The 20,561-nt window shown below is 73.3% G+C and carries 21 protein-coding genes; 10 read left to right on the forward strand and 11 right to left on the reverse strand.

The annotated features are described in order from the left end of the window. Positions 1-24 precede the first annotated feature (24 nt). Positions 25-1,308: a HupE/UreJ family protein gene (locus O2W16_RS18640; protein WP_269160322.1), complete on the reverse strand. Its 1,284-nt coding sequence runs from the start codon at positions 1,306-1,308 to the stop codon at positions 25-27. Positions 1,309-1,482: 174 nt separating this feature from the next. On the opposite strand from O2W16_RS18640, the gene O2W16_RS18645 reads away from it, so the two are divergent. The 3 genes from O2W16_RS18645 (at position 1,483) to O2W16_RS18655 (ending at position 4,277) form a co-directional block, all read left to right on the forward strand. Beyond that, complete coding sequence (locus tag O2W16_RS18645) at positions 1,483-2,076, forward strand: hypothetical protein (RefSeq protein WP_269160323.1); 594 nt, start codon at positions 1,483-1,485, stop codon at positions 2,074-2,076. Between the two features lie 177 nt (positions 2,077-2,253). After that, positions 2,254-3,276 (forward strand): bacteriorhodopsin, encoded by a 1,023-nt coding sequence (locus tag O2W16_RS18650; RefSeq protein WP_269160324.1) that lies wholly within the window; start codon positions 2,254-2,256, stop codon positions 3,274-3,276. A gap of 2 nt (positions 3,277-3,278) precedes the next feature. Continuing rightward, positions 3,279-4,277, forward strand: a complete 999-nt coding sequence (locus O2W16_RS18655) for a Brp/Blh family beta-carotene 15,15'-dioxygenase (protein WP_269160325.1) — start codon at positions 3,279-3,281, stop codon at positions 4,275-4,277. 13 nt (positions 4,278-4,290) lie between these two features. Here the strand turns inward: O2W16_RS18655 and O2W16_RS18660 are convergent, their stop codons facing one another. Next, the gene (locus O2W16_RS18660; protein ID WP_269160326.1) at positions 4,291-4,647 is read right to left on the reverse strand and encodes a hypothetical protein; all 357 of its coding nucleotides are present in this window, start codon (positions 4,645-4,647) and stop codon (positions 4,291-4,293) included. Positions 4,648-4,784: 137 nt separating this feature from the next. Between O2W16_RS18660 and O2W16_RS18665 the strand changes: the two genes are divergently transcribed. Next, complete coding sequence (locus O2W16_RS18665) at positions 4,785-5,219, forward strand: hypothetical protein (protein WP_269160327.1); 435 nt, start codon at positions 4,785-4,787, stop codon at positions 5,217-5,219. Positions 5,220-5,350: 131 nt separating this feature from the next. Here the strand turns inward: O2W16_RS18665 and O2W16_RS18670 are convergent, their stop codons facing one another. The 6 genes from O2W16_RS18670 to O2W16_RS18695 form a co-directional block, all read right to left on the reverse strand. Next, positions 5,351-5,530, reverse strand: a complete 180-nt coding sequence (locus O2W16_RS18670) for a hypothetical protein (RefSeq protein WP_269160328.1) — start codon at positions 5,528-5,530, stop codon at positions 5,351-5,353. A 167-nt stretch (positions 5,531-5,697) separates the two neighbouring features. Beyond that, positions 5,698-6,843 carry a PP2C family protein-serine/threonine phosphatase gene (locus tag O2W16_RS18675; protein ID WP_269160329.1) on the reverse strand — a complete coding sequence of 382 codons (1,146 nt, stop codon included), beginning with the start codon at positions 6,841-6,843 and terminating at the stop codon, positions 5,698-5,700. A gap of 147 nt (positions 6,844-6,990) precedes the next feature. Beyond that, positions 6,991-8,013: a phosphotransferase enzyme family protein gene (locus tag O2W16_RS18680; RefSeq protein WP_269160330.1), complete on the reverse strand. Its 1,023-nt coding sequence runs from the start codon at positions 8,011-8,013 to the stop codon at positions 6,991-6,993. A gap of 172 nt (positions 8,014-8,185) precedes the next feature. Then, positions 8,186-8,824 carry a TetR/AcrR family transcriptional regulator gene (locus tag O2W16_RS18685; RefSeq protein ID WP_269160331.1) on the reverse strand — a complete coding sequence of 213 codons (639 nt, stop codon included), beginning with the start codon at positions 8,822-8,824 and terminating at the stop codon, positions 8,186-8,188. Positions 8,825-8,909: 85 nt separating this feature from the next. Beyond that, positions 8,910-10,211 (reverse strand): aspartate aminotransferase family protein, encoded by a 1,302-nt coding sequence (locus O2W16_RS18690; RefSeq protein WP_269160332.1) that lies wholly within the window; start codon positions 10,209-10,211, stop codon positions 8,910-8,912. Between the two features lie 137 nt (positions 10,212-10,348). Further along, complete coding sequence (locus O2W16_RS18695) at positions 10,349-11,041, reverse strand: FadR/GntR family transcriptional regulator (RefSeq protein WP_269160333.1); 693 nt, start codon at positions 11,039-11,041, stop codon at positions 10,349-10,351. 261 nt (positions 11,042-11,302) lie between these two features. On the opposite strand from O2W16_RS18695, the gene O2W16_RS18700 reads away from it, so the two are divergent. From O2W16_RS18700 to O2W16_RS18725, 6 genes are all read left to right on the forward strand, one after another. Further along, positions 11,303-12,151 (forward strand): ABC transporter substrate-binding protein, encoded by an 849-nt coding sequence (locus O2W16_RS18700; RefSeq protein WP_269160334.1) that lies wholly within the window; start codon positions 11,303-11,305, stop codon positions 12,149-12,151. 5 nt (positions 12,152-12,156) lie between these two features. Beyond that, on the forward strand, positions 12,157-13,074 hold the full coding sequence (locus O2W16_RS18705) for an amino acid ABC transporter permease (protein ID WP_269160335.1): 918 nt from the start codon (positions 12,157-12,159) through the stop codon (positions 13,072-13,074). Beyond that, entirely contained in the window at positions 13,067-13,882 is an 816-nt protein-coding gene (locus O2W16_RS18710) for an amino acid ABC transporter ATP-binding protein (protein ID WP_442928920.1), read from the forward strand. The genes O2W16_RS18705 and O2W16_RS18710 overlap by 8 nt, the downstream gene beginning before the upstream one ends. A 29-nt stretch (positions 13,883-13,911) precedes the next feature. Next, positions 13,912-15,510 (forward strand): gamma-glutamyltransferase family protein, encoded by a 1,599-nt coding sequence (locus O2W16_RS18715; protein ID WP_269160336.1) that lies wholly within the window; start codon positions 13,912-13,914, stop codon positions 15,508-15,510. Positions 15,511-15,518: 8 nt separating this feature from the next. After that, positions 15,519-16,283, forward strand: a complete 765-nt coding sequence (locus O2W16_RS18720; protein WP_269160337.1) for a YoaK family protein — start codon at positions 15,519-15,521, stop codon at positions 16,281-16,283. Positions 16,284-16,385: 102 nt separating this feature from the next. Further along, positions 16,386-16,784 carry a DoxX family protein gene (locus tag O2W16_RS18725; protein ID WP_269160338.1) on the forward strand — a complete coding sequence of 133 codons (399 nt, stop codon included), beginning with the start codon at positions 16,386-16,388 and terminating at the stop codon, positions 16,782-16,784. A 33-nt stretch (positions 16,785-16,817) separates the two neighbouring features. On the opposite strand, the gene O2W16_RS18730 is transcribed toward O2W16_RS18725, so the two are convergent. The 3 genes from O2W16_RS18730 to O2W16_RS18740 all read right to left on the reverse strand — a co-directional run bounded on the left by O2W16_RS18730 (position 16,818) and on the right by O2W16_RS18740 (position 20,492). Beyond that, entirely contained in the window at positions 16,818-18,119 is a 1,302-nt protein-coding gene (locus O2W16_RS18730) for an aminotransferase class V-fold PLP-dependent enzyme (RefSeq protein ID WP_269160339.1), read from the reverse strand. Between the two features lie 184 nt (positions 18,120-18,303). After that, the gene (locus O2W16_RS18735; protein WP_269160340.1) at positions 18,304-19,002 is read right to left on the reverse strand and encodes a class I SAM-dependent methyltransferase; all 699 of its coding nucleotides are present in this window, start codon (positions 19,000-19,002) and stop codon (positions 18,304-18,306) included. Between the two features lie 485 nt (positions 19,003-19,487). After that, the gene (locus O2W16_RS18740) at positions 19,488-20,492 is read right to left on the reverse strand and encodes a LacI family DNA-binding transcriptional regulator (RefSeq protein ID WP_269160341.1); all 1,005 of its coding nucleotides are present in this window, start codon (positions 20,490-20,492) and stop codon (positions 19,488-19,490) included. Positions 20,493-20,561: the final 69 nt, after the last annotated feature.

Below are 20,561 nucleotides of genomic sequence, written 5' to 3' on the forward strand. Positions count from 1 at the left end.
GGCGCCACCCGGACCGTTGGTCGGTCACGGGACCCTGACGGGCGCGGGACGGTCGACCGCTCGGACGGCGTCGTCCGCGTGCACCGCCGGCTCGGACACGCGCGCGACCGCGGCCAGGGCAGCCAGGCCGGCGACCACCCACCACGGGTGCGCGACCAGCGCCTCCTCCACCCCGGCCAGCGGGTCAGCCAGCCGGCCGAGCCGGTCCAGCGCCCACGTCGTCGCGGCCATCAGGGCGACCAGCGCGCCGGTGGTGCGGACGGCGGGGTACCAGCGGGTGCGGGAGAGCAGGTACAGCGAGGGGAAGACGAGGGCGACGGTGAGCAGCTGGGCCAGCTCGACGCCCACGTTGAACGCCAGCAGCGCGGGCACCGAGGTGGCGCCGCCCAGCCCCAGGTCGGTGAGGATCCCGGCGAAGGCCAGCCCGTGCACCAGGCCGAACCCCCCGGCCACCAGCACCTCGCCGCGGCGGGCCAGGGGGCGCAGCGCGTGCACGGCGGCGACGCCCACCGACACCGCGATCAGCACCTCGACCGGCGCGCTGGGCGCGGTCACCCAGCCCAGCGCGGAGGCGAGCAGGGTCAGCGAGTGCCCGACGGTGAAGGCGGTGACCACCGCCAGCACCGAGCGCAGCGTGGGCCGCACGCCGTCCCCGCGCCGCCACCGGCCGGCGACGGCGACCACCGGCGCGACCAGCAACAGGGTCAGCAGGAAGAGCAGGTGGTCCGCGCCCTCCAGCACGTGGTGCAGGCCGTACCCGACCATGTCGGTCAGGCCGGTCCCCAGGGTCCCGGTGGCCGTGTCGCCGATGGTGAGGGTGTCGTCGGTGGCGGTGAGCACGCCGGCGGTGGAGACGTCCCCGGCGGCGTCGGTCAGCACGACCACCGCCTCGTGGGAGGCGTCGGCCTCCAGGACGCCGTCGTAGGCGAGGGTGAACGCCGACGGGTCGGTGCCGCCGGGGTCCAGCACGACGTCGACGCGGTAGGAGTCGATGCCCTCCACCGTCTCGCGCACCACCGGCGACCAGGTCTCGGTCCAGGTGCTCCCGTCGGTGCCCGTGACGGTCAGGTGCTCGGCGAGGTAGCTGGTCACCGCCGCGTCGGTCGCCGCGCCCCCGAGCACCGCGTCGAGGGTGTCGGTGGCGACCGAGACGGTCGTCCCGACCTGCTCCTCGCCGACCCGGACGGCGAGCGTGCTGCTGGTGAGGCTGTGCGCCTGGGCGGTGCCGGCGGTGAGCAGGGCGAGGCCGCCGGTCAGCACGCCGGTCAGGACGGTGCGTGCCAGGGCACGGGGAGGGCGCGTCGTCATGGCATCGACCGTGTCCGGCTCGGCTGTGCCCGGGCTGAGGACGGCGTGTGGGTCGTTTAGGGACGACTCAGCGAGCACACAGGCAGCACAGGTCGAGCGCAGAGGCGGCCCGTCCAGCGTGGTCGGCACACCACCCGGTCGTCCCCCGACGACCCCGACCGACAGGACTCCCCCGTGAAGATCCGCACCACCGTGGCCGCCCTGGTCCTCTCCCTCGCCCTCCCGCTGGCCGCCTGCGGGACGACCGACGACGCGGCCACCGCCAGCACGTCGACCAGCTCCACCGAGTCGACCGGCTCCACCGACCCGACGCCCGAGGAGGCCGGCTTCGGCGGCGGGCTGCCCGGCGGCGGCCAGGGCGGCCCCGGCGGGTCGGTCGACGTCTCCTCGGTGACCACCGAGGAGCAGCTGGTCGAGCTGGTGCAGGACGCCTACGGCGATCCCAGCCTGGACCTGCACCGCGGCCACCAGCCGGTGGAGGACGTCCTCGACGAGGTCCTCGGCATCACCCACGAGGAGCTGCACGTCCGGATGGAGGCCGGGCAGGGCCTGGCCGAGGTCGCCGAGGACCTGGGCATCGACCCGCAGGAGCTCATCGACGGCATGGTCGACAAGTACGCCGTGGCGATCGACACGCTGCTGGCCGACGGCACGATCACCGAGGCGGAGGCCGACCAGTACCTCGCCGACCTCGAGACGGCCTTCGAGTTCCGGGTCACCTGGGACGGCGAGGAGGCGACGCCGACCTACACCGGCCTGTCCGCCTGAACGCGGGCCGGTGTCCCGATCGCGCTCCGGGTGAACGGTTGTGCACTGCATGGTCGGGTAGAGCTGGCCCGGAGCCAAGCCACGGCCCTTCTCCCCGGTGCCTGCACTGGGCCCCGGGCTCGCCTCCCTCGTCCGACGAGGTGAGCCGCGCCCCTCGTCCGACTCTGGAGAGACTGGATGACGCCGTTCGACCACCCCGTGCCCGAGCTGCAGGTCATGCCGCTCGGCTTGTACGACCTGGTGCTGTACTCGCTGGTCGTCGCCGGGTTCGCCTTCTTCGCCTACTTCGTCTACAGCTGGAACACCAAGAGCGAGATCGGTGCGCGGTACCGCCCCGCAGTGCTCGCCGGCCTCTGCATCGCCGGTGTCGCGATGGTGTCCTACCTGGTGCTGTTCCTGAAGTGGGACTCCGGCTTCACCCTGGTGAGCAACGTCTACGTGCCGAACGAGGAGGCCCGGTTCACCCTGGCCCCGCGCTACATGGACTGGTCGATCACCGTTCCGCTGCTGACCGCCGAACTGCTCGCGGTGTGCTCGATCGCCGGCGCCAAGGCCCGCAGCCTGCGCTTCACCACGATGGCCGCCGCGTTCCTGATGATCATCACCGGCTACCTGGGTTCCCAGGTGCTGCAGCAGGGGCGGGACACCGGCACGCTGGTGCTGTGGGGCTGCATCTCCACCGTCTTCTACATCTACCTGTACATCGCCCTGATCGGTGCCGTGCGCGGTTCGATGTCCTCGATGGGCAGCGAGGCCGGCGCCAGCCTGCGCAACGCCACGATCGTGCTGCTGGGCACCTTCGGGGTCTACCCGCTGGTGTACGCCGTCCCGGTCTTCTTCGAGGTCACCCCCGGGTGGCTGACCGGCATGCAGCTGGCCTACTCCGCCGCCGACGTGCTGGCCAAGGTCGGCTTCGGCGTCCTGATCCACAAGGTCGCCAAGCTGCGCACGGCCGAGGACGTCATCGAGGGCGACGAGTCCCACCCCGAGGACGTCTGGGTCAGCAACGTGAAGAAGAGCGACGGCGTCCTGCCGCAGCTCGGCAAGGTCTCGCCGGCCCTGCTCACGCACTTCTCGGACAACCGCGTCGAGCACGAGGCCCCCGCGCACCGCGAGACGGTGCACGCCCGCGTCGTCGACCCCGCCCCCGTCGTGGACCGCGGCGCCACCGAGACGCCCCGGACCACCTCCCGGAGCTGACGGTGTCCCTCCTGCCCGTCCGGGTGCGGGGGCCCCGCGGGGCCCCCGCACCCGGGCGGGCCGTCCGCCCGTTCGACCTCCCGGCACGTGCGGCGACGCACGTCTCCCTCGGAGCCGTCACGGCCGTGCTCCTCGTCGAGCTGCTGGTGCCCGGCGGCTGGGGCGAACTGGCCTGGGTGCCCCTGGTCGCCGGGCTGCTCCTCGGCCTCCCGCACGGTGCGGTCGACCACCTGGCCCCGGCCCATCTGCTGGGCTGGGGCCTTCCCCGGCTCGGCGTCTTCGCCCTCCTCTACGGGGCACTGGCCGCAATCGCCTACGCGTTGTTCCAGTGGGCACCCGGCCCCGCCCTGCTCGTGTTCGTGGCGCTGTCCGCCTGGCACTTCGGCACCGGGGAGACCGCCTTCGCCGACCTGCGCGCCGCCCGGCCGGTGAGCCAGCGGACGGCGATCGCCGTCGTGCTGGGCGGCGTCGTGCTGCTCGTCCCGCTGGTCCGCGGCACGGCCGAGGCGGCGGCCGTCGTCTCGGCCGTCGTCCCCGGCAGCGACGGGGTGCTGCCCCCGTGGGTCCCGGTCCTCGTCCTGAGCCTGGCCCTGCCTGCTGCCGCGCTGCTGGGCCTGACGCTGGCGCTCTCCGGCCGTCGGCTGGAGGCGCTGGAGGTGCTGGTCCTGCTGGCCCTCGTCGTGGTCGTGCCGCCGTTCGCCGCCTTCGGCGCCTACTTCGGCGCCTGGCACTCCGTGCGGCACCTCGCCCGCGTCATCGCCGAGGACCCTGCGAACACCGCAGACCTCACCGCCGGCCGGCTCGGGGCGCCAGTGCGTCGCTTCGCCGTCCAGGCTGCCCTGCCCACCGCCGTCGTCCTCGTCGTCCTCGGCGTCCTCTGGTCCGCCGCCGACGGCTGGCTCGGGTTCGTCGCCACCGACCTGCCCCTGCTGGCCGCGCTGACGCTCCCGCACGCGCTGGTGGTCACCTGGCTGGACCGCCAGGCCACACGACCGCGCTGACCGTCGCCCTCGATCAGCTCCGCGATCGGGTCGCGCGCTCCGGCCGCCGGTCGACCCAGGAGATCATCGCGGCGACCAGCAGGAGGAGCGAGGGCACCAGGAGCCCGAAGCCGACGCCGAGCGCCGTGACCAGCGACCACACGAGGGACGCCACCGCGAGGACCGCGACGACCGCCGGGGCCAGCATCGTCCGGCTGGCGCACTCGACCCCCAGCGCCACGGCCGCGAACACCGCCGGCACCCCGAACAGCAGGAAGACGATCGAGCCACTGTCCTCCCACAGGATCGGGCCCTGCCAGGCCGAGTAGCCGAGGACGCCGACGAGCGAGACGGCGGTCAGTACGCACGCTCCCGGAGATGAGGGGGCCATGGCCAGTTCTCCCTCGATGTCTGCGACACGGTCCTCGTGCACGCGCTCGCCACCACTCTCCTCCCCTCTGCCGGCGTGGCCAACGCCTGCAGGCACGAGGAGTGGAGGGTGGCGGTGCGGTCGGGGACAGTGTCGGGATGGACCGTTCCTACGCCGCCTTCAGCGCGCGCCACCGACTGCCCCGGCGCCACTTCCTGCGCACCGCCCGGCTGAACGCCGTCGGGTTCAGCGCGCTCGGTGGCGCCTGCCTGGCCGCCGCGGCCACCGGTGCGCTGGCCTCACGGTGGACGAGCCGGCCACCGGTGCTCGGCGCCGCGCTCGGACCGGTCGTCGTCCTGACCGGCCTGGTCGCTCTCGACCGCCGGAAGTGGGCCGGCACGACCACGAGCTTCTCGTTCGCCGACGACGCCGCGACGACCCGGGCGGTGGCCGACCAGCTGGTCGCCCGTGGGTTGCCGGTGGACGTCGAGGAGCACCCGCCGGGGAGCCCCGCCCTGCGCTACGCCCACCGGCACGCCCGGCAGGTGCACGCCGCCCTCGAGGACCTCGGGATCTCCGCGCCCTTCCGCTGACCCGGTCGGCGGGTCGTCCGTCCGGCTCCCCGTGTGGCGACGACCTCCCGGGCCCGACAGCGGCCGCCCGCGGAGATCGTGTGTCCAGGCGCAGGCCTCCCGGGGTGGTCAGCTCCGCTGCTGCCCGCCGCTCAGCAGTTGACCGACCACCGGTGGCCGCAGCTCAGGCAGACGAGGACCGCCACCCAGTCCTGCGGGTCGAACTCGCCGGGGAAGTCACCGACGTCCTGCCCGCCGCACGCGACACAGCAGGACATCCGGGCCAGTGCGCTGGCCTGCACGACGACCGAGTGGTCCAGGAGCTCGGACACAGGAACACCTCCACGATGAACGGCAGCTGCGCTGCTGCCTCGATGAGTGGAGATTGGCCCAGCGACCGTCTCGCCGACGGGTGACACGAGGCCGGTCGTCGGATCGCAAGGAGCTCGTCGTGCGACCGCAATGGAGTCGTGCGACCGCAATGGAGCAGCGGCGGGGGTCAGCTGCCACCGGTGGCGCGGAGGACCAGCACGGCGAGGTCGTCGGCGCGGCGACCTCGCTGGAACTCCATGACCGAGGCCTCCACCGCGGCGGCGACGTCCACCGCGCTGCCGCCCCGAGCCGCGGCGAGCACCGACCGCAGCTGCTCCTCGCCGAACTGGTGGACGGCTCCCTCGCCGTCCCGGTAGCGCGCCTCGGTGACGCCGTCGGTGTAGAGGACGAGCACGTCGCCGCCCCTCAGCGTCGTGGTCGCCACCGGGAGGTCGATCCCGGGGAGGATGCCCAGCAGGCTCCCCGGCGCACCCAGCTCCTCCACCGCACCGGTGCCGTCCCGCAGGACCAGCGGCAGGGGGTGGCCGGCGGACACCACCCGCAGCTCGACCCGGTCCGCGATGCGTTCGGCCAGGACGCAGGCGATGGTGCACGTGCCGTTGGGGGCGCCCTGCCGCAGCAGCACCTCGTTGACCGTGCGGAGGACGTCCACCAGGTCGGTGGTGCGCACCACGGCAGCGCGGATCGCGTAGCGGGCGGCGGCGGTGCGCGCCGCGGCGACCGGCCCGGTGCCCTCGACGTCGCCGATGACCATCAGCCACGAGGAGCCGTCGAGCTCGATCAGGTCGTAGAAGTCGCCGCCGACGGTGGCCCTCGCCGAGCTGGGTTGGTAGACCGCGGCCACGTCGGCTCCCGGCAGGTGGGGCAGGTGCGGCGGGAGCAGGCTGCTCTGCAGGTCCTCGGCGAGACGGCGGTACCGCTCCTCGGAGGCGGCGAGTGCCTGGGCGAGTTCGCGCTCGGTGGTCACGTCGGCCACCAGGACGCACAGGCCGATCACCTCGTCCGCGTGCCGGACGGGGAAGAAGCTCACGTTCCAGTGGCGGAGCTCGCCGGGTCGGGTCCCCACCGCGCCGGTCAGCGGGACGTCCCGCCGCGGCCGGCCGGAGTCCAGCACCTCCCGGTAGAGCGCTTCGGCCTCACCGCCCACCTCCGGGTGCAGCTCGGAGGGGGTGCGCCCCAGCAGTTGCTCCACCGGGAGCCCGTTCATCTCCGCCAGCACCGGGTTGACCCGGACGTGGCGCAACTGCAGGTCGAACAGACCGATGCCCAGGGGCGCGCTCTCGATGACGGCGTCGAACTGCGCCGCGATCACCTCGAGCCAGCCCGGTCCCGTTCCAGCAGGCACAGGCACACGAGGACACTAGGTGGTCCCAGCGTCACCTGCCCGTCGAGCTCGCAGACGTGACGGTGGGTCACCGTGCGTGCGACCCGCACCGTCCCTGCGTCGCGCCGACCGGGATCAGCTGGGGTGTCGCGCCGGCTCACCGGGCTCGGCGAGGTGGTCCCGCGCGAGGGTGACGACGACCGGCCGCACGTGCTCGGCGAGCCACTCGGCGGTCTCGTCGCCGCGCCGTTCGGCCGCCCAGCCCAGGTAGGTGAGCCCGCGGGCCAGCAGCATCCCGGTCCAGTGGCGCAGCTGCTCGTCCCCGAGGGTCCGGCGGGTCCGGTACCCCGCGACGACGGCGTCGGAGTACTCGGCGAAGCGCGGGTGCGGGCGGTAGAAGAAGAGGATGGTGGCGAGCTCGAACAGGTGCCAGCCCTCACCGAAGTCGTCGAAGTCGATGAGCACGAGCTCGCCGTCGGCCAGGAGGATGTTCTCCGGCGTGAAGTCGGCGTGGATGACGCCGTAGACGTCCGGTCCGGTGCCCAGGGCGGCCAGTGACGACGTCAGGCGGGCAACGGCCGCGCCCAGCACGTGCCGCTCCTCGGCGGACAGGGCGTCGAGCCCGAGCGGGTCGCCCCACAGGGCCTTCTCCCCCACCAGGCCGTCCAGGTCCCACGCCGCGCGGCTGAAGCCGGGGAGCCGGCCGACGTCCTGCAGGTGGTTGTGCAGCTCCCCCGCCAGCTGGCCGAGCCGATGGAAGACGCCGGGGTCCAGCGGGCTGCTGCCGTCGAACGCCTCGCCGCAGTCCCCGAGGGGGGCGGCTCCCTCGACCCACCGCTGCACGTCGACCTGGTACTGCTCGCCCGCGCCGTCGCCGACGAGGTGCACCAGCTCGCCGGAGGTGGTGCGGATCGGCTCGGGCACGGGGAAGCCCCGCTGGCGGAGGGCCAGCAGGTAGCCGAGCTCGCAGATCACCGCGGAGGTGGCGTGCAGCCCGGGCCGGTGCAGGCGGACGGCGAAGGACTCCCCCGCCCGCTCGGCCCGGAACACGTGGTTCTCGCGGTACTTGACGAAGTGCAGGGTGGCGCCGGCCAGCCCGTAGGAGTCGAGGGCCTCGGCGATGACGCGCCGCGCCGCGGTCTCGTCGATGAGCGCCACGTGACTGCTCCCCTGCCTGCCGGCTGACCGGCGGGTCGTCGATGCGCCGGGCTCGGGCCTGCCGCACCCGACTGCGCTGTTGGAGCGGAAGACTGACAGCTACATGAACGCGCGGTCAAGACCCTTTACGTTGCGTTCACGAATGTCTCCGACCGCCCGCAGCGCGGTCAGCTCAGGAGTGGTCCGGGCGGACCAGACCCGTCGCCAGCGCGACGATGCCGGCCACGAGCTCCTCGGACCGGCCGGGGTCCTCGGCCACCTCCACCAGCGCAGCGCGCGATGCGCCCACGAGGAGGGCGGCCAGCGTCGCCGGCTCGACCCCGGCGGCCATGACACCGGCGGCGCGCGCCTCGGCGACGTCCTCGGCGATGAGCTTGGCGACGACCCGGGAGGCGTGTCCCCGCACGGGTGCCAGCGCCGGTTCCACGCTCGGGTCGCTGTTGGAGTAGAACCGCCCGATGAGCGGCCGCGCGCCGATCTCCAGGAGGGGTCGGGCGAGAGCGGCCACCTTGTCCACGAAGCCGGAGGCCTGGCCGTGCGAGGCCGCCACCCGGTCGAGCAGCTCCTCGTTGACCTCCTCGTAGAGCGTGCGGAAGAGGTCGTCGCGGCCGGCCGGGAAGTAGGCGTAGAGCGTCACCTTGGACGCCCCTGCCTCGGCCGCGATCGCCTCCACCGTGGCCCCGCCGAAGCCCCGCTCGGCGAAGACCTCGAGGGCGGCGTCGAGCAGCACGCGCCGGGTGCGGAGCCGGTTCTGCTCGCGGAGCGAGAGCCGCCCGGTCCCCTCCCGGGCTGCATCCTGCGACGACGCCATCCGGCCACCCCTCCCGTCAGCTGTGATCGACACCCTACGGAGGGGTGACCGGGCGCCGCCGACCGGAGACCCCGGCCGGTGGGCGTCACCGGACGGCGACCTCCGCCTCGTCGAGGCTCGCGGCGAGCCGGTCGACCAGGAGCTCCAGGTGCTCGTGCTCGAACACCATGGGCGGCCGGATCTTGAGCACGTTGTCCCGCGGCCCGATCCGGCTGATCAGCACACCCCGCCGGAACATGTCCTCCACGACGCGCTTGGCGCGACCTGCGCTCGCCCGGCCGTCGTCGTCGACGAGCTCGAGGCCGAAGAACAGACCGGTCCCGCGGACGGCGCCGACGCTCGGCCGGTCGGCGGCCAGCTCCTCCAGCGTCTTGCGGGCGTGCCGGCCGAGCTCGGCGGCGCCGGCCTGCAGCTCCCGGTCCGCCGTCTCCCGGAGGACGGCCGCGCCGGCCGCGGCGGAGACCGGGTTCCCGGCGAAGGTGTTGAAGTACATGTTGGCGCTGCCGAACTCGTCCAGCAGCCGGGTCGTGGTGACCACGCCGCCGAGCGGGTGCCCGTTGCCGAGCGGCTTGCCCATCGTGACCAGGTCGGGCCGGATGCCGTGCAGCTCGTGCCCCCAGAACGCCGAGCCGGAACGGCCCAACCCCGACTGCACCTCGTCGGCGATGACCAGCCCCCCGGCGCCGTGGACCAGGTCGGCCAGGCCCTCGACGTACCCGGCCGGCGGGTGCAGCAGGCCCTCGGTGGTGAAGAGCGGGTCGAACAGCAGCGCCGCGAGGCCGTGACCGGCCGCCCGCAGCGAGGCGACGGCGGCGGCCGCCTCCTCGAGCCCCTCCGCGAGGAGGACGTCGGGGCTCCGGGGGTCGGAGAGGACGTCGGGGATCCGCAGCGCGCGGACGTGGGAGCCGAGCGGTTCCGCGACCGTCAGCCCGGTGGTCATCTCCGCCAGCGACGTGGTGTTGCCGTGGTAGCTGAAGTCGGTGACCAGGACACCGGTCGACCGGGTGTGCTGGCGGGCGATCCGGAGGGCGAGCTCGTTGGCCTCCGAGCCGCTGTTGGTGAAGAACACCTTGTCGAGGTGCGGCGCGAAGGTCGCGAGCAGCATCTCGCCGTAGTCGACGACGGGATCGTGCAAGTACCGGGTGTGCACGTTGAGCCGCGCCGCCTGCTCGGCGATGGCGCGGACGACCACGGGGTTGCAGTGCCCCACGTGCGGGACGTTGTTGTAGGCGTCGAGGTAGTCGACGCCGTCGGCCCCCGTCAGCCACACACCGTGCCCGCCGACGACGTGCAGCGGCTCGTCGTAGAACAGCGGCGAGTGCGGGCCGATGACCTTCGACCGGCGCGCACGGAGCGCATCGGCCACGGACGAGCTGTCGGTCGACATGACGCCTTCTTCCTCAGCGAGCGGGTTCCGCGCCATGCGCTGATGGTCCTCGGAATCTGAACGCAGCGTACAGAGTTTGGGGCGACCACGGCCACCGTCGTCCGTCGCGAGTCGGCACGGCGGCGCTGCGACGCGGGTCAGGGACCCGAGACCCGGCGCTGCACGCTCGCGACGTGGGCCGCGGCGGCCGCGACGGCGCCCGCCTCGTCGCCCGCCCGGATGGCGGCTGCGATCCGCTCGTGCTCACGGCGCGAGGAGCGCATCCGGTCGGCGGTGAGCAGGTGCTCGCGGCGGCTGGGCTCGGTCAGCTCCTGCACGCGGTCGTGCAGCCGCACCAGCAGCGGGTTGTTGCTGTACTGCGCGATCGCCCGGTGGAAGGTCCGGTCCAGCCGGGCGAAGTGGGCCGGCCGGCTCTCCCCCTCCATCTCCACCAGCAGCGCCTCCAGCTGGGCGACCCCCTGTGCGGTGGCGTGCCGCGCGGCGCGGCCGGCGACCGAGGGTTCGATGCAGGCCCGCACGTCCATCACCTGCGCGAGCTCGATCTGGTTCGCGTCGAGCCCGCCGGCCAGCGCCAGGCCGGTGAGCGTCCCGCCCGGGCGCAGCACGGTCGTGCCGCGACCCCGGGTGCGGTCGACGAGCCCGCGGACCTCCAGGTCGCGCAGCGCCTCCCGGACCGAGCCGCGAGAGACGCCCAGCGACCCGGCGAGCTCCCGCTCCGGGGGCAGCCGGTCGCCCGGGCCGAGCGTCCCGTCCAGGATCAGCCGCTCCAGACGGGAGGAGACGGCATCCGCTCGCGAGGTCTGCCCGGACGACGCGGCGCCTGTCTCCACTCGATCTCCTTGGTAGGACCAATACGTCGTTCGCCTACGACCTCGGACGTGGCACGGGGTGCCAGTCGTCGCGGAGGTTACGCCCACGTCTCATTCTCAGAACTTGCGTCAGAAGTCTTTACAGTCCGTTCAGTGTGACCCCAGACTCACCGACACCATCCCTCAACGGGGTGACTTGGTCCTACCAAGACGCCCGACCACTGGAGGCCGACTGTGCGTCCGCTCCGTGCTCTTTCCCTGACCATCGCGCTGGGTACGACCGTGACCCTGGCGGCCTGCGGCGGGTCGTCCGACGAGGAGGCCGAAGCTGCGGCCCCGTCGGTCGAGCAGGACGACGAGATCGCCGCACTCGTGCCCGACGAGCTCCGGGAGTCCGGCGTCCTCACCGTCGGCGTGGACGCCGGGGTGGCACCGATGGTCATCTCCTCCGACGACGGGACGCTCACCGGGTTCGAGGTCGAGCTCGCCCGGGCCGCGGCCGGGCTGATGGGCCTGGAGGCCGAGTTCAGCCCCGGTGACTTCACCGGCCTGATCGCCGGGCTCGAGGCCGACCGCTACGACACCGTCATGTCCTTCGTGGTGGACACCGCGGAGCGGGAGCAGTCGGTGGACTTCGTGGACTACATGGAGGTGGGCGCCGGGATCCTCGTCCCCCAGGGCAACCCCGAGGGCATCGAGGAGCCGATGGACCTCTGCGGGGTGACCACCGTCGTGGGCGCCGCCAGCCAGGGCGAGCGGACGGCCGACGCGTTGAGCGAGGAGTGCGTGGCGGCCGGGCAGGAACCGGTCGACAAGCTCGTCGTCCAGGACCCCACCGACGTGCAGACCGCGATCAGCTCCGGCCGTGCGCCCGCCGCGCTCAACGTGAGCCCGGTGATCGGCTACGCCGTGAGCACCTCGGGGGGCCAGTTCGAGCAGGCCGGCGACTTCTTCAACGAGGTGCCCGGCGGCGCCCTGTTCCGCAAGGACGAGACCGAGCTGCGGGACGCCTTCGTCGCCGCGCTGCTGCAGCTCCAGGAGGACGGGACGTTCGCCGAGCTCGGCGAGGAGTTCGGCGTCACGGAGAGCCTCCTGGAGGGTGCCCCCATCAACGCGGCGACCCAGGAGTGAGCGCGGTGGCGAGTCGGGCGGGGGCGCCGGCGGACACCGGCTCGCGGCCGTCCGGTCTCGAGCCGATCGCGCCGCGGGTCCGGTGGCAGGAGTTCCTCTACCTCGCAGTCGTCCTCGTGCTGCTGGCGATGCTGGCGAACTTCGTCCTCACCAACGAGCGGCTCAACCTCCCCGTCTTCTGGGAGTACCTCTTCCACCCGCTGGTCCTGGACGGCCTGCGGATCACCGTGATCCTGACGGTTGCGGGCATGGTCGGGGGAACCGTGCTCGGCCTGGCGCTCACGGCCATGCGGCTGTCGTCCAGCCCGACACTGCGGGCGGTCTCCTTCACCGCCATCTACGTGTCGCGCACCATCCCGCTGCTGGTCCAGCTGCTCTTCTGGTTCTTCCTCGCCTCCGTGCTGCCCCGGATCAGCTTCGGCATCCCGTTCGGTCCGGAGTTCGTGTCCTTCGAGACGAACGAGGTGATCAACCAGCTCGGTGCGGCGATCATCGCGCTGAGCCTGTTCGTGGCCGGCTACATGGCGGAGATCATGCGTTCCGGCGTGATGTCGGTGGACCGGGGCCAGGTGGAGGCGGCGACCGCGATGGGGATGACCCCGCTGTCGGTGTTCCGCCGGGTGGTCTTCCCGCAGGCGGCCCGGATCTCCATCCCGCCGACCATGAACCAGGTCATCTCGGTCCTGAAGTACTCCTCCGTCGTGATCCTCATCGGCCTGGCGGACCTCATGTACTCGGTGCAGGCCATCTACTCGCGCAACTTCCAGCAGATCCCGCTGCTGCTGGTGGCGACCTTCTGGTACGGCCTCGTGGTGGTCGTGCTGACCGTCGTCCAGAGCCAGTTGGAGAAGCGGTTGTCCACGGGCCTGCCCAAGGCGGCCCGCCAGCGGATGAAGGAGCTGGAGGAGAAGACCGATGCCTGAGACCCCCGTCGCCAGGGCGACCGACCAGCACACGGCCCACGGCTCGGACCGGCCCATGGTGGAGATCGCCGGGCTCTGCAAGACCTTCGGTGAGCACCGGGTCCTCCGGGGCATCGACCTCACTGTCGCCCCCGGGCAGGTCGCCTGCATCCTGGGGCCCTCCGGCTCGGGCAAGTCGACGCTGCTGCGGTGCGTCAACCAGCTGGAGACGTCCACCGACGGCGCCATCCACATCGACGGCGAACTGGTCGGCTACCGCGTACAGGGTGGCCGCCGGCATGCCCTGTCGCCGAGGCAGATCGCCCGCCAGCGCCGCTCCACCGCCATGGTCTTCCAGCGGTTCAACCTGCTGGCCCACCAGACCGCGCTCGCCAACGTGATGGAGGCGCCGGTGCACGTCCACGGCGTCCCCCGGGACCGGGCCCGCGAGGAGGGCCTGGCGCTCCTCGACCGGGTGGGGCTGGGCCCGTACGCCGACCACTACCCCGCCCAGCTGTCGGGCGGGCAGCAGCAACGCGTCGCCATCGCCCGGGCGCTCGCTGTCCGGCCGCGGGTGCTGCTGTTCGACGAGCCCACCTCCGCGCTGGACCCCGAGCTGGTGGACGAGGTGCTCGCGGTCATGACCGACCTCGCCCGGGAGGGCCTCACGATGCTCGTGGTCACCCACGAGATCGCCTTCGCCCGCGACGTCGCCGACACCGTCTTCTTCATGGACGGCGGTGTCGTCGTGGAGTCCGGCGACCCCGCCCAGGTCCTCAACGCCCCGAGTCACGAACGCACCCGCGCCTTCCTGCGCCGCGTGCTCTGACGTCCCTCTTCCCGCACAGGAGCCCCACCATGACCTCTGCCGACCCTGCGCCGGCCCGCCGCTGCGCCGTCGCGGCCCCCCACGCGCAGGCCACCGCGGCCGGCAGCGACGTGGCGGCCCGCGGCGGCACCGCGGTCGACGCCGCGATCGCCACCGCGGCCGCCCTCACCGTGCTGTACCCCCACCAGACGGGCGTCGGGGGTGACCTCATCGGCCTCGTCCGGACGCCGGACGGGCAGATCTCCTGCATCAACGCCAGCGGGCCGGCGGCGGCCGCCACCTCCGTGGAGGAGGTGTCCCGCCGGCACGGGGGCACCATGCCCACCGTCGGCATCGACACCGTCACCGTGCCGGGCGTCGTCGGCGGGCTGGCGGCCGCGCACGCCCTCGGCGGCCGGCTGCCCTGGGCCGAGGTCTGGGCCGCCGCCGTCGACCTCGCGGACAGCGGGGCCGAGGTGTCCGCCAGCCTCGGCCGGGCCCTGGTCACCTACCGGGACGAGGTGCTGGCCGAACCGGGGCTGCGCGGGGTCTTCGCACCCGACGGCGAACCGTTGACCCCCGGTGCGCTCCTGCGGCAGCCGGCCCTCGCCCGGACCCTCGCCCAGGTCGCGGCGGGCGGCGCGGCTGCCTTCTACTCCGGTCCCGTCGCGCAGGAGCTGCTCGCGGGGTTGACCCGGCTGGGCAGCCGGCTCAGCGCCGCCGACCTCCGCGCCTTCGCACCCGAGACGGTGTCACCGCTGCACCGGGACCACGGCGACCACACCATCTGGACCAGCCCGCTCAACACCCAGGGCTACCAGCTCCTCCAGGTCCTCGGTGCGCTGGCACACCTGCCCGAGGACGTCGACGTGGACGGCGCCGGTGCGGGCTCGCTGGCCGCGCTGTGGTCGCGGGCCAACCGCGACCGCGCGCGGCTGCTGGCCGACCCCCGGTACGCGGACGTCGACGTGGAGGAGCTCCTCTCCGGCGACGCGCTCGCCGGGGCCGCGAAGGAGGCCGTGACCGCCGGTGCCACCGACGGCCCGACCGCCTTCGTCCAGCCCCGCGGGGACACGGTGGCCGTGGTGACCACCGACAGCGACGGCTACGCGGCGTGCCTGATCCTCAGCGTGTTCCACCCCTTCGGCTCCGGGCTGCTGGAGCCCACCACGGGGGTCGTCCTGCACAACCGCGGGGCCTACTTCTCCCTCGACCCGGCCAGCGCCAACTGCCTGGCCCCGGGCAAGCGACCCGGTCACACGCTCATGCCGGTGATGGTCACCCGGGGCGACGAGCTCGCCTGGGTCGTCGGCACGATGGGCGGCAAGGCCCAGCCGCAGATCCAGGCGCAGGTGCTCCGCGCGCTGTTCGCCGGCGCGTCCCCCGGGCAGGCCGTGGGCACCCCGCGCTGGGTCGTCGGCGGTCTGGGCGCCGGCGAGCCGGAGGACCTCGTGCTGGTCGAGTCCGACGTGCCGGCCGTCGTCCAGGGCGCCATCGCCGGTCGCGGATACACGCTGCAGGAGTACGCGCCGCACAGCGAGATGCTCGGGCACGCCCAGGTCATCCGGGTCGACGTCGATGGGTTCACCGCTGCCAGCGACCCCCGGTCCGACGGGCGCGCGATGGTCGTCCCGGTCCCCGCACGGTGAACCGTCGGGTGAGCCAGGGACGCCGGGCCCCCCGTCACCCCCTGCAGACCGCGGCCTTCCTGCTGACCTTCGGCACCGGCATGTTCGACGCGATCAGCTACCTGGGCCTGGACCGGGTGTTCACCGCGAACATGACCGGCAACATCGTCCTGCTGGGCATGGGGCTGACGACCGACCAGGACATCCCCGTGCGCCTGGCGGCGATCGCGCTCGCCGGGTTCGCCGTCGGTGCGCTGGCGGCCGCACGGTTCCTGCGCCGCCAACCGACCGGCCTGCAGGTGCCGCTCCGCTCACTGCTGCTCATCGGGGCGCTCGCCGTGCTGACCGCCGCCTCGGCGGTCGCCTTCCTCGTCGTGCCGGAGGTGCCGCGCGCGCTGCTGGTCGGCATCACCGCGGCGTTGAGCGCCGGCATGGGCATGCAGGCGGTCGTGGCCAAGCGCTTCGGCGTCCCCGACGTGTCCACCGTCGTGCTGACCATGACCCTGACCAGCTGGATGAGCGAGTCCCGGCTCGGCGGCGGCACCGGCGTGCACTCGTTCCGCCGGGGCGGCGCCATCGTGCTCATGGCGGCCGGGGCGGCCGCCGGCGGTGGCCTCCTGCTCCTGGGCGACGCGGTGGCCCTCGCCGCCGCCGCTGCGGTCGTGCTCACCGCCCTCGCGCTGATGACCCGGAGCCATCTGGTGGCGCGCCGGACAGCGGTCGCCGGTCCGGGAACGACGCCGGTCCCGGACCGACAGCCGACCGCCGCCCGTAGCCCCGCCCAGGCGCCCTGACCGGTCGGTCCGCGGACGGCAGGTGTCGGGCGACAACGGCGCGGGAAGGCAGGATCGACCGCGACGGACGACGACCGCGTACGCCCGACCCGAAGGACCCTCGTGCCCCCCTCCCGTCCCCGCCTCCGCTCGGCAGCCCGGATCGCCCTCGGCGGCATGCTCGTCTTCGCCGGCACCAGCCACCTGACCTTCGCGCGGGAGGACTTCCGCGCCCAGGTGCCCCCGTGGGTCCCGATCGACACCGATGACGTGGTGCTCGCGTCCGGCGTCGTGGAGATCGGGCTGGGCGCGGCCCTCGCCGCCCTCCCCCGCGAGCAGCGCCGGATCGGGGCGTTCGCGGCGCTCTTCTTCACCGCGATCTTCCCGGGCAACATCGCGCAGTACACCGGACGGCGCGACGCCTTCGGCCTGGACACCGACCGCAAGCGGGCCCTCCGCCTGCTCGGTCAGCCGGTGCTCGTGGCCTGGGCCTGGTGGTCGACCCGCACCCGCACTCCCTGACCGCACCGGCCAGGGGGAGCCGGCCTTGCCTCCTCAGCGCCCCTGACCGGCTGCTGCAACGGGGCGGCTCCGGATCTCGTCCCCGCCGGGAGCGGTGAGGGCGCGCAGGGCCTCGCCCAGCGTGGCGACGTCCGCCAGCGGCGTGGCCGAGCTGCAGCTCACCCGCACCGCGCCCGGCAGCCGGTCGGTCCGGTCCGCCCGGGCGTCGTCGTGGAACTGCTGCACCTGGCTCGGGGTGAGCCCGAACAGCCGGCTGAGGTAGGGGTGGGCGCAGAAGCACCCGCTGCGGACCCCGATGCCGTGCTCCCGGGCCAGCCGCTCCGCGACCTCCGCGTGCGGCATCCCGTCGATGACGAAGGCGGCCACGGGGAGCCGGTCGCCGGACGTCGGGCCCAGGCGGCGCAGCCCGGGAACGGTGGCGAGCTCGTCGTCCAGCGTCCGGACGAGCAGGTCCTCGTGGAACCGGTTCCGCCCCGCTGCGGCGAGCAGCTCCTCCGCGGCGGCGGCGAGGGCCACGACGCCGACGACGTTGGGCGTGCCTGCGTCGTCCCGGTCGGGGGTGTCGGCCCAGACGACGTCGGTGTGCGAGACCGCCTTCACCGCCCCACCCCCGACGAGGAAGGGCTCGCCGTCGGCGAGGAGCCGTCGGTCGACGACCAGGCCGCCCGCGCCGAAGGGCGCGAACATCTTGTGCCCGGACCAGGCGAGGACGTCGATCCCGAGAGCGGCCATGTCCACCGGGCGGTGCGGCACCAGCTGCGCACCGTCGACCACCACCAGCACACCCCGGTCCCGGGCCGCTGCGGCGATGCCGGCGAGGTCGGGCATCCAGCCGGTGACGTTGGACGCCCCGGAGACCGCCAGCACGCGTGGCGTGGGCCGCGCGTCGAGGGCGGCGACCACGGCGGCGACGTCGAAGGTCCCGGCCCGGTCGACGTCGACGACCCGCACCTGCGCGTGGCGCTGCCAGGGCAGCAGGTTGGCGTGGTGCTCGACCGCGGTGGTGACCACCACGTCGTCGCGGGTCAGGCCCAGTCGGAAGGCGGTCAGGTTGAGGGCCTCGGTGGTGTTCCGGGGGAACAGGGCCACGTGCGTGCCCGGATCGGCGCCCACGAACCGGAGGAGGGTCTCGCGCGCCTGCTCGTACCGGGCGCTGGTGAACTGCGACTTCGCGCCGGCTCCCCGGTGGACGCTGGAGTACCACGGCAGGAACTCCTGCACGACACGGACGACGCCCGCCGAGGCCGACGTGGTGGCCGCGGCGTCGAGGTCGACGTACCGACGCTGCTCACCGCCGACGGAGATGCGCAGGTCGGCGCCGATGAGGGGGTCCACCTGGGCCACGTCTCCCGTTCCGCACGAGGGCGTCATGGCCATCGAGCTCCGGTCATGACGGGTCACCGCCGCAGGCGACCGCTCGGGAGCCTCTCACCGCGGACCCCCGACGACGGGTGACGACACCCCCACCGGCTGTGGTGACAGCCACTTCGCCCCGATCAGCGTGGGGACGGTTGGCGGCTCAGCTCGCGACCAGTACGAAGAAGACGAAGCTCAAGAAGGACGTGCGGCCGGTGAACTGGGGCGGCAGGAGCTCCGGCGGCGTGTCCGGCGACCACGGCGGTTCACTGATGCGGGCGAGCTGGAAGCCCGCGTCCGCGAAGGCGTCCGTCATGGCGTGCAGCGGCCGGTGCCAGTACGTCAGCTCAGCCCGCTGGTCCCCGAAGGTGTACTCGTCCGTCCACTGGGTGAGGGCGAAGTAGTCGGTCTCCGGGTGCAGCATCTTGTAGAGGCTCGGGTGGTTGACCGACAGCATGAGCCGGCCACCCGGCCGGAGCACGCGACGCAGCTCGGCCAGCGGTGCGGACCAGTCACGCAGGTAGTGCAGGACGAGCGAGGCGGTGACGTCGTCGAAGCTGTCGTCGGCGAAGGGGAGCGGGGCCGACAGGTCGGCGACCTGGACGTCGGCGTCCGCACCGAGCCGCTCCCGCGCCAACTCGACCATGACCGCGCTGGAGTCGAAGCCCGTCACGACGGCACCCCGAGTGCGCAGCGCCGCAGCGAGCGGTCCGGAGCCACAGCCGGCATCGAGGACGCGGCGACCGCGGACGTCACCGACGAGGTCGAGCATCGCGGGTCGCTCGTAGTGGGCGTTGATGAGGTTGCCGTCGTTCTCCGCCGAGTACGCCGCACCGAAACTGTCGTAGTCGTTGACCTTCACGTGCGGCCTCGCCTCCAGTGACTGATCGAGCGGTCAACGTATCCGGGCTCAGGCAGGCTCGACGACGACCTCGCCCTCGATGCGACCGGCGGCGGCTCCACAGCGCGAGTGTGTGCTGCGGACCTCCACAGATGACGTCCGTGGGCCCCGGCATCGGCGGAGGCCCACGGCGCCGCCGACGAACACCTCCTCGGCCAGCGGACTTCCGGCCAGCCGGGTCGGCCGCTGGATGCGGCCGGGGTCGTGCGGCTCGTCCGCCTGCACCTCCGTGCTCGAGATGGACACGAACGCCGGGTGGGCCGCGAGGTCCGCGCACCAGCTCCGCCGACCCGGAAGGGCGCCCAGGTAGGCGGTCCCCACGCGCCTGCGGCGCCAGATGTCGATCCGCCGAGGGCGACCGGTGGGCGCCCCCGGTCGTGGTGACACGGCTGAACACGGCTGCCGCACGGCGGGCGTCGGACCGGGCGGGCCGCACCACCACGAGGTCAGCGGTCGGAGAGATCGCTCGTCCTGGCGCTGCCGGTCGACCTTCTCAGGATCAGCTCCGAGGGGACGACGAGCTGTGGCGCCTGCTCCCGGTACTGGTCCATCGAGGTCAACAGGAGCTCGACGGCGGCTCGTCCGACGTCGGCGTGCGCACCACCCAGGGTCGTCAGGGTGGGTGTACAGAGATCGGCGGCGAAGATGTCGTCGAAGCCGACCACGCTCACATCGGCCGGTACTCGGACCCCGCGATCGGCCAGGCGCCGCAGGACCCCGATGGCGAGCAGGTCGTTGTGCGCGATGGCCGCGGTCGCATCGGTCGTCAGCGCCGCATCGGCAGCGGCGCCGCCACTGGCCACCGTGGGGGTGAAGGGACCCATGCGCCGGGCGTGCACGCCCAGCTCGGCCGCGGCCGCCCGGATGGCGGCCCACCGGCTCGCCGCCATCCAGGAGTTCTGCGGGCCCGCGAGGTAGACGACCGACTCGTGCCCGAGCGAGGCCAGGTGGGACACCATCTGCCGGCACCCCTCGGCGTGCTCGAGCACGACGCTGGCGAGGCCGGGCACACGACGGTTGACCACGACCACCTTCTGGGTGGCAGCGAGTTGCAGCAGGTTCTCCGCGGGCTGCCGACTGGCCGCGAGGAGGAAGCCGTCGACGGACCGGGTCAGCCGCTGGATCTGTTCGAGTTCGATCCGGGGTGACTCCTCGGCGTTGACCAGCACGAGGGTGTAGCCGGAGGCCTTGGCTCGCAGTTCGGCACCGCGGATCAGCTCGAAGAAGTGCGGGTTGGTGATGTCGGAGACCACCATCGCCACCGTCTGGGTCCGGCGGGACACCAGCGCACGCGCATGCGGGTTCGGCTGGTAGCCGAGGCGTCTGGCCGTCTCCAGCACGTGCTCCCGGGTGGCCGCACGGACCCGGTCTGGGGCGCTGAATGCCCGCGACACGGTCGACGTCGAGACGTCGGCGGCCTGGGCGACGTCATAGATGGTCGAGCTCCTCATGCGGACATCACAGTCCGGTCACGAGATTTCTGCAACATTCTGCAACCCTTTGCCACGCCCCCTCAGCCC

Origin of the sequence: Modestobacter sp. VKM Ac-2984 (genome assembly GCF_026967985.1) — a bacterium.
Classification (GTDB): domain Bacteria; phylum Actinomycetota; class Actinomycetes; order Mycobacteriales; family Geodermatophilaceae; genus Modestobacter.

Excerpts from the sequence above, each read along its gene's own strand:
- O2W16_RS18740 (WP_269160341.1), bottom strand. The coding sequence starts at position 20,492 with ATGAGGAGCTCGACCATCTATGACGTCGCCCAGGCCGCCGACGTCTCG.
- O2W16_RS18650 (WP_269160324.1), top strand. The coding sequence starts at position 2,254 with ATGACGCCGTTCGACCACCCCGTGCCCGAGCTGCAGGTCATGCCGCTC.
- O2W16_RS18690 (WP_269160332.1), bottom strand. The coding sequence starts at position 10,211 with ATGTCGACCGACAGCTCGTCCGTGGCCGATGCGCTCCGTGCGCGCCGG.
- O2W16_RS18665 (WP_269160327.1), top strand. The coding sequence starts at position 4,785 with ATGGACCGTTCCTACGCCGCCTTCAGCGCGCGCCACCGACTGCCCCGG.
- O2W16_RS18660 (WP_269160326.1), bottom strand. The coding sequence starts at position 4,647 with ATGGCCCCCTCATCTCCGGGAGCGTGCGTACTGACCGCCGTCTCGCTC.
- O2W16_RS18715 (WP_269160336.1), top strand. The coding sequence starts at position 13,912 with ATGACCTCTGCCGACCCTGCGCCGGCCCGCCGCTGCGCCGTCGCGGCC.
- O2W16_RS18685 (WP_269160331.1), bottom strand. The coding sequence starts at position 8,824 with ATGGCGTCGTCGCAGGATGCAGCCCGGGAGGGGACCGGGCGGCTCTCG.
- O2W16_RS18710 (WP_442928920.1), top strand. The coding sequence starts at position 13,067 with ATGCCTGAGACCCCCGTCGCCAGGGCGACCGACCAGCACACGGCCCAC.
- O2W16_RS18640 (WP_269160322.1), bottom strand. The coding sequence starts at position 1,308 with ATGACGACGCGCCCTCCCCGTGCCCTGGCACGCACCGTCCTGACCGGC.